Source organism: Intestinibacter sp., from assembly GCF_022780145.1.
Lineage (GTDB): Bacteria > Bacillota > Clostridia > Peptostreptococcales > Peptostreptococcaceae > Intestinibacter.
On the sequence record NZ_JALEXO010000242.1, the window covers coordinates 1 to 8,194 of the forward strand.

Here is an 8,194-nt window from a genome sequence, read left to right on the forward strand (position 1 = left end):
TGTTTTAAAAGTTCTTGGTGTAGATTACAGCAAAGAAAATAATGTCAAATTTGACGAGCTAATAGGAAAAGAATATAAAATAATTTTTAATGATGAATTTTATCAAAAAAATGGAAAATATTTTTCGACAGATAGTAGTGATAGAAATTTAGAAAAGCTATACAACTCTAAAAATTCTTTAACCTTGAGTATAACTGGAATCTTAAGAGCTAAAAAAGATAATAATTTATCTCATTTATCACAGGGAATAGCCTACAGCAATGAATTGAGTAATTATTATATAGATAATTGTAAAAAATCTAAAATTGTAGAAGAACAAAAAAAATTAAATTACAATATTATTACAGGTCAGAGATTTGAAGGAAATAAAGAGCAGGTATTGCAATCATTAGGAGCTTCATCAGTTCCTTTATCAATTACTATTTACCCTAAGAATTTCGAGGCAAAGAGCGATATATTGGAGTATTTGAATAAATACAATCAAGGTAAAGATGAAAGTGAAACAATATTGTACGAGGATACATCTACAATAATAAATCAATTATCATCGAATATAATGAAATGTATAAATATGGTTTTGATATCCTTTGCGTCTCTAGTTGTAATAACATCTTTGATTACGATGTTTGTTATTACATATATATCTGTACTTGAAAGAAAAAATGAAATTTGTATATTAAGGGTATTAGGTACTAGAAAGCGAGATATAATACGCATGTTCAACGTGGAAAACACCATGATAGGACTTTTATCAGGAGTTTTAGGCGTATTTATAGCTTATATTTTTATAATACCTCTAAACTATATGCTAAAGGTTACGACGGAGATATCTAATATAGCTATTTTAAATCCTAAATATGCTGTATTATTGATAGCTATAAGTATAGTTATAGCTTTAGTAGGTGGGTTTATACCAGCGAGAATAGCTTCAAGAAAAGATCCTGTGGAGTTTTTAAAAAGTAAATATTAAACAAAAAGACGATTACACACTTTATAATTTTTTAGAGTGCAATCGTCTTTTTTTTCTATTCTATGTTGTCTATAATTTCAAATGCTTCTATTAATCTAGGTAGGTATTTTGGTGATGGGAATCTAAATCTTACAGAGTTTTTACCTAAAGATTCAAATGAAGCACAAGATATAACGCCTATTTTTAATTTAGCAAATTCTTTTTCTAAATCTAAATCTTTGTTTTTATGAGTTACCATCATTATAGAAACTGTTTCGCCGTTTTCAGAAATACTCAAGTTTTTGTAGTCTTTTATTAGTTTTTTCTTCATTTCGGCGTTTGCTTTTCTCATTTCTACTAAAAAGTCGTAATCGCCTACAACCTTAGCTGCAACAGCTCTAGTTACAGATGTCATTTCGTAAGGTGTATTTATATTTTTCATAGCCTTAGTTAAGTTTTCATTTTGAACTATGTATCCACCTCTAAGACCTGCAAGTCCATAAGCTTTAGAGAATGTTTTTGTAACTATTAAGTTTTCGTATTTTGGAATTAAAGTTATCGCTGAGTTTTTTGAATCCATGTAGTCACCGTAAGCTTCATCTACTAATACTACTATGTTTTTGTCGTATGCAGCTTTTAATACTTTTTCTATATCATAAATAGGTATTATTTGTCCAGTAGGGTTATTTGGGTTGTCTAGATATATTAATTTTAAATCATCTGTTATCATATCTATAAATTCATCTACCATAAATTTATACTTGTTTTCAGGTTTTAATGTGTAGGCTTCAAATTTACCGCCTATCATTACAACATCTCCACCATATTCTGGAAATTGTGGAGCTAGTCCTAAAACTTTATCTCCATTTTCTATAAAAAGCTTATTTATTAAGAATAAAGCTGCTATAGAACCGTCGCATAAAACGATGTTGTCGTTTTCTATTTTTGTGTCAGTGTATTTTTCCCAAAATTCTGCTATAGATTTTTTAACAGTAAGTGAATGAGGGTAGTCCTTCATTATTGTGTAGTCGATAGAGTTAAATGCATCTATTGCAGCATCTGAAAATGATACTATATTTATACCTTCAGCGCAGTCGATATCTATATTGTTAAAAGCGTCTTCTCCTTCAATTGCATATGTTTCTTTTATTTGAGATGCAATTGATTTTTTGATTCTGTATTCCATAAAATTATCCCCCTTATTTCAAACTAAGTATATAGTAATATATTACAATTACAGGAATGTCAATATATTATATACAAATTAGGTCTAATAAAAATTATTAGACCTAATCTCAAAATTATATTATTTATTATTTTTAAATCGATATTTAACAATGGTATTAGTTAAAATTCTACCATCCATTTATAACTGTTAAAGCTTCATCAGATATTTTACCATCTAGGAAGTCTTTTATAGCTTGTTCGATTATATCGATAGCTTTATCTATTTGTTCGTAAGTTATAACAAGTGGTGGTTGAACTCTTAAAGTAGATTCTCCAAGAGATATTAAAACTAGACCATTTTGTTGGCATTCATAGATTATCTTAGTAGTAGTATCTTTATCAGGTAGATCTACACCTATTGATAATCCAAGTCCACGAACGTCTTTTATTATGTCGTATTTCTTTTGTAATTCTAAGAATTTATTTTTAAAGTATTCACCTTTTACTCTAGATTGTTCTACTAAATCTTCTCTTTCAAATATTTCTAGCATTTTTAATGCAGCAGCACAAACTGTTGAGTTTCCTGACATTGTAAATAAGTGAGCTGGAGCATCTAAGCTATCCATTATTTCAGTTTTACCCATTACAACACCCATTGGAAGTCCTCCACCTGATGATTTACCCATAACTATTAGGTCTGGTTCAACATCGAAGTTTTCTATAGCGAAGAATTTACCACTTCTTCCCCAAGCTTGTTGTATTTCATCGACTATGAATAAGATACCGTGTTCTTTACATAATTTAGCTAGACCTTGTACGTATTTTTTAGGAGGTACTATTATACCTGCATCTCCTGCTATTGGTTCAAAGAATACTGCTGCTACTTCTTCTGGTGGTAAGTATAAATCAAATGCAGTTTCTATTTCTTTTAAACATTCTAAGTTACAAGATTCTTCACATTTTCCATATGGGCATGTGATACATTTTGGATAATTGAAGTGATAAACATCTGGTATCATAGAACCCATTTTTCTTCTCATGTTTAAGCTTATTGCAGATATAGATATTGCACCGAAAGTACTTCCGTGATAAGCTCCGTTAAAAGATATTAATTTATTTCTTCCAGTATAACCTTTAGCTAATTTTATAGCAGCATCTATTGATTCAGATCCTGTAGTTGAGAATAAAACTTTTTTGTTGTTGTCCCCTGGATATAATTCTATTAATTTTTCTGCGTATTCAACAGGTTCCTTACAAGAGAAGTAAACTATTGAAAATTGAGCTAATTTAGACATTTGTTCTTTTACAGCTTCTGCTATTTCTTCGTTACCATGTCCTACATTTGCTGAAGAAGCACTTGCTAGTAAATCTATGTATTCTTTACCTTCATAATCGTAAAGAAGAGCTCCTTTTCCTGATTTAAATGCTATTGGACAGTATGGTAGTTTTTGAGTTTTTGCTAATACTTCTAGTTCTCTAGCACATATTTCTTTGCTTGTTGATAATGAACTCATTTCAATCCCCCTATTTCACAATTTTTAATATATAATTTTTAACCTACATATTGTATAGATTCAAACACAATTTAAATCTATTTTAAATATTTTCTGAAAATTTATCGCGATATAGTTATACATACCTCGAAGGTATTTAAGATAACGATTTTACGATAAGTTAATATATATTTAATAATAAAACTTAAATCGAATAAAAGCAATCTAATTTGGCAAAAAATTTACTTTTTTTGGCAAAAAATATTTATTATAATCAAAAAAATTGCGTTATATTATAGTCAAAATATTGTATTAAAAAAATATTTGAAATAAGAGGTGAGTATATTATTTTAAAAGCTCTTCTTCGATTGATTTGTACACATTTTGCATTAGTAAATTAAATCTCTGTGTGCTGTTGAAGTAATTTTGTACTAGGGGTGTTTGAAATACCTTTGAGTATTCTCTGTCTAATTGAGATATTTTTCTATTAGCTTCATCTATTTTATATCTAGTGTAGAGTTTATCCTTTTTATTCATATAATTATCTAGTTGTTTTTTTATATTTTTGTTTTTTTCTATTTCTTTTTTGTACTTATTCATAGTTTTAAATTCATCGCTGTTTTTTATAAGCTTAGCTAATTCTTGTGCTTTTTGATTTATATCCATAAAAATCCTCCCTTTCTTCTATAATATATTTTATAGAAGTAAGGGAGGATGTAGAACTTTTAATTTAGAGATGTTAAATCGTTTAAGAATAACTCAAAAAATACGCCGTCGTTTGGATCTATATCGTACTTAGATGTGTATTCTATGCATTTAAATATAAAATCAGATGCTATTTTTATAGCGTCGTTTAAACTGTAGTCGTTAGTTATAAGTCCAGTTATTATAGATGTAAATATATCTCCAGTTCCGCTGTAGGATTTATTGTTGTATTTTAATGAATAAGAAAACGACTCATCTTCATCTCTATCGTATCCTAAATTTACTATTTCATCGCCTATTATTATACCTGTTATTACGACCTTTTTAGGACCTAGATTAGATATTTCCTTGGCTAATTTTAGAGATTCTTCAAGTGTATAGTTTGTGTGATATTTATTTCCTGTTAAAAGACAGGCCTCAGTTAAGTTTGGAGTAACAAGGTCTGATATTTTAACTAAATCCTTTATTTTGTCGCATATATTATCGTCAAATGTTTGGTAGTAATCACCGCCATCTCCCATGACTGGATCTACGATTATATATGCATTTTTATTATTTTCTATAAATTCACAAACCATATCTATTTGATCTATAGAACCTAAAAAACCACTGTATATAGTATCAAAGCTTACATTTAATTCTTTCCATGTTTTACCGTACTCTTCCATTTGATGTGTCAAATCTAGATAAGTAAATTTTGGGTATCCAGTTTGGCTAGATAGTATTGCTGTCGGATATGGACAGCATTGTGTTTTTAATGCAGATAATATGGGAATTGCTACTGTAAGCGAACATTTTCCAATTCCTGACATATCATTTATCGCGGCTACTTTTTTAATCATAAATATTCCTCCGTTAATTAAAAAATTGCATAGGTATATTTTACTATTAAATATACTCGTGTGAGTAGACTTATTTATAAATTTTATAAAATAAAATTTGTATCGGTACAATTAAATAGAAATATATGTAAATAATATAGAATAATTATTGTCTACTATTTTGGATATACTAATAAAAATTGTAATAATTATAGAAATGGTTAATCAGATTATTCTGATGGAGGTGAATTTTGTGTACGATAGCTTTTTAAAGTTGCTAATTTTATGTAGTTTAATTTTGATATTAGCAGGAACTAATGTATATGCGTACGAGAATAATAAAGGAGTGGGATATATATATAATATAGAAGAAAATAATCAAGAAAACGAGCAGAAAAAAGATCTAGATATAAGCAAGCAGTACGAAATGTATCTCAAAAATTTATTTGACTACAGAAACAAAGCTCTAATGGAGCACGATGAAGATATATTAAAGGGCATTTACGATACAGATATAAAGTTTGGACTCTGGGCTTATGAACACGAGATAAAAAAGATGCAGTATCTCAAGAACTGGTCAGATAAGCAGGGAGTAGAGTTTGATAATATAGACGCAAAGGTCAAGGTAAATAAAATAAGAGAGAGGGAAGAAAATTTATACGGTATAATATGCACAGTTTGTACAAACTATAAATACCATTACGAAAATCAACCGAGCGTTCAAAATGAATTTCAAATAGGGACTCAGCATTATTTGCATGTGAGGGAAAAGGATGATAAGTATATAATAACTAAGGAGTGGTACAGCGATCCATTTGCTGATTCTCTGAATTTAGAGCATATAGATTCAAAAGAAATAAAAAATTTCATAATATCTCAAAGTGCTATACAATTAAATTTAAATGATACACAAAAAAAAGCTATAGATTACGCTCATAAATACTGTGGTGCTGCAACTAACGAGCCAGATAAGATTTACCTAATAAATCCAAATTACAAAGATTTTAACTCAGATGGAGGCGATTGCGCTAATTTTGCATCGCAGATAATGTTCGAAAGCGGTCTTTTTTCTAAAAATACAACCTGGAATTACGAAAATGGACAGGCGACGAAGGCTTGGGTAAATGCGCAGGGATTTAAAAATTACTTGATATACAGTGGTAGGGGGTCATATATAGCCAAGGGTTCTTATGAAGATGTATATAAAGAAGCTTATAAACTAAGACCTGGAGATATAGTAGGATATGAAAAAAACGGCAGAATAACACATGTATCAACTGTTACAGGACTTGATTCAAAGGGATATCCGCTAGTAACATGTCATAATACAGATAGATTATTGGTACCTTGGGATCTAGGCTGGAGTGACAAGTCCATAAGATTTCATATAATTAAAGTCTATTATTGATGTATATAAATTATTTAAAAAATATACATTTTAGAAATTAAAAAAAATAAGTATAAAATTAAATTTAATTGACAAATATAATTATATATGATAAATTAGATATAAGGCTATATTTAATGGCCAATTAAGTGTGTTTTTAGGAGGATTTATTAATGAAAACAGGTGTAGTAAAATGGTTTAATAATGAAAAAGGTTTTGGATTTATATCTGTAGAAGGTGAAGGAGATGTTTTCGTACATTTCTCAGCTATACAAGGTGAAGGATACAAAACTTTAGAAGAAGGACAAAACGTTGAATTTGAAGTAGTTGAAGGTGCTAAAGGACCTCAAGCTGCAAACGTAGTGAGATTATAATCGAGATTACAATGAAAATTCATATATATTAGTAACGTTAGTCATATGTAAAGAAGCCACTTAAGTGGCTTTTTTTGCGCAATAAGGGTTAAGACTTATTTAGGATGTTAATTTTATGTGTAAATAAGCATATAACTATGTTAAAATAATATGAGATACTTTATAAATAAAAATATAAATTTTTTTGGTAATTATTATGGAGGTGGAATATAGACATGAATATATTATTTTTTCTAACACCAAAAAGTGAAGTCGCATACATATATGAAGATTTTACTATTAGACAAACTTTAGAAAAAATGGAATACCATAGATATTCATCTATTCCTATATTGACAAAAGATGGGAAATATGTAGGTACAATAACAGAAGGAGATTTATTGTGGACATTAAAAGACCTTATACAAAAGAAGGAAATTAGTATAGACGATATAGAAAGTATGCCTGTAATAGATATTCCAAGAAGAAAAAACAATACTCCTGTGCCAATAAGTGCAAATATGGAGCTATTAATATCAAAGGCAATTACTCAAAACTTCGTTCCTGTAATAGATGATACAGAAACATTTATAGGAATGGTAAAAAGAAGAACAATTGTAGAGTATTGCTATCAAGAAATGAAAAAATAAAAAAATTCTTTATTAAATAACAAGTTTTTATATACCTTCTTGCATAGTAACTGTTATAATTTAATCATAAGAGTGTATTATTTTTACAGCAGTTAATAGGAAATTGTATTATTTTTAATTTGAAGATAAAGTGATTTCCATACGTATTATTAAGAAGGAGGTATATTTATGAGAGAAGATTCTTTAGAGTTTGACAAATTAGGTATTCATTTAGATAAGACAGACATTAGAATCCTTAAATTATTAGCAAACGATAGCAGAATTTCTTATGCTGAAATTGCTAGAGAAGTACATTTATCACGTATGGCAGTAAGAGAAAGAGTTATGAAAATGCTTGAAGAAGGCATAATTGAAAGATTTACAGTTCAATTAAACTCAAAAAAAGTTGGCTTAGATACACCAGTATTTTTACAAATTAAGGCAGCACCTAGTAAGCTAGACGATGTTGCTAACGAGCTTGCAAAGCATCCTAAAATAGAATGTGTATACGCTATGACAGGAAAAAATGAACTACAAGCACATGCCTTTATTGAAGATTTTGATAATTTACAAAAATTTATTTTTGAAGAAATTTATAGCATAGAAGGTATAACAGAAGTAGAATATAATATAATGACTAAAAAATACAAAAGCAGAAAATTATTTACATAAAATTATACTAGAAATAGA

At 28.6% G+C, this 8,194-nt stretch carries 9 protein-coding genes; 5 read left to right on the top strand and 4 right to left on the bottom strand.

The features are described 5' to 3' along the window. On the top strand, positions 1-970 hold a 970-nt coding region (locus MR593_RS09130), incomplete at its 5' end, for an ABC transporter permease (RefSeq protein WP_290692101.1). A gap of 55 nt (positions 971-1,025) precedes the next feature. On the opposite strand, the gene MR593_RS09135 is transcribed toward MR593_RS09130, so the two are convergent. The 4 genes from MR593_RS09135 to MR593_RS09150 form a co-directional block, all read right to left on the bottom strand. Further along, the gene (locus MR593_RS09135) at positions 1,026-2,135 is read right to left on the bottom strand and encodes a pyridoxal phosphate-dependent aminotransferase (RefSeq protein ID WP_290692103.1); all 1,110 of its coding nucleotides are present in this window, start codon (positions 2,133-2,135) and stop codon (positions 1,026-1,028) included. 169 nt (positions 2,136-2,304) lie between these two features. Continuing rightward, entirely contained in the window at positions 2,305-3,630 is a 1,326-nt protein-coding gene (locus tag MR593_RS09140) for an aspartate aminotransferase family protein (RefSeq protein WP_290692105.1), read from the bottom strand. A gap of 324 nt (positions 3,631-3,954) precedes the next feature. Further along, positions 3,955-4,275, bottom strand: a complete 321-nt coding sequence (locus MR593_RS09145) for a YlbF family regulator (RefSeq protein ID WP_290692107.1) — start codon at positions 4,273-4,275, stop codon at positions 3,955-3,957. A 59-nt stretch (positions 4,276-4,334) separates the two neighbouring features. Further along, positions 4,335-5,156 (bottom strand): pyridoxamine kinase, encoded by an 822-nt coding sequence (locus tag MR593_RS09150; protein WP_290692109.1) that lies wholly within the window; start codon positions 5,154-5,156, stop codon positions 4,335-4,337. Positions 5,157-5,388: 232 nt separating this feature from the next. Here MR593_RS09150 and MR593_RS09155 point away from each other — a divergent pair, with 232 nt between their 5' ends. From MR593_RS09155 to MR593_RS09170, 4 genes are all read left to right on the top strand, one after another. Further along, positions 5,389-6,543 carry an amidase domain-containing protein gene (locus tag MR593_RS09155; protein WP_290692111.1) on the top strand — a complete coding sequence of 385 codons (1,155 nt, stop codon included), beginning with the start codon at positions 5,389-5,391 and terminating at the stop codon, positions 6,541-6,543. A 152-nt stretch (positions 6,544-6,695) separates the two neighbouring features. Then, positions 6,696-6,896, top strand: coding sequence for a cold-shock protein (locus tag MR593_RS09160; protein WP_290692113.1), 201 nt, complete (start codon positions 6,696-6,698; stop codon positions 6,894-6,896). A 215-nt stretch (positions 6,897-7,111) separates the two neighbouring features. Beyond that, positions 7,112-7,525, top strand: coding sequence for a CBS domain-containing protein (locus tag MR593_RS09165; protein WP_290692115.1), 414 nt, complete (start codon positions 7,112-7,114; stop codon positions 7,523-7,525). A 168-nt stretch (positions 7,526-7,693) separates the two neighbouring features. Beyond that, entirely contained in the window at positions 7,694-8,176 is a 483-nt protein-coding gene (locus MR593_RS09170) for an Lrp/AsnC family transcriptional regulator (RefSeq protein WP_290692117.1), read from the top strand. The last annotated feature ends 18 nt before the right edge of the window (positions 8,177-8,194 follow it).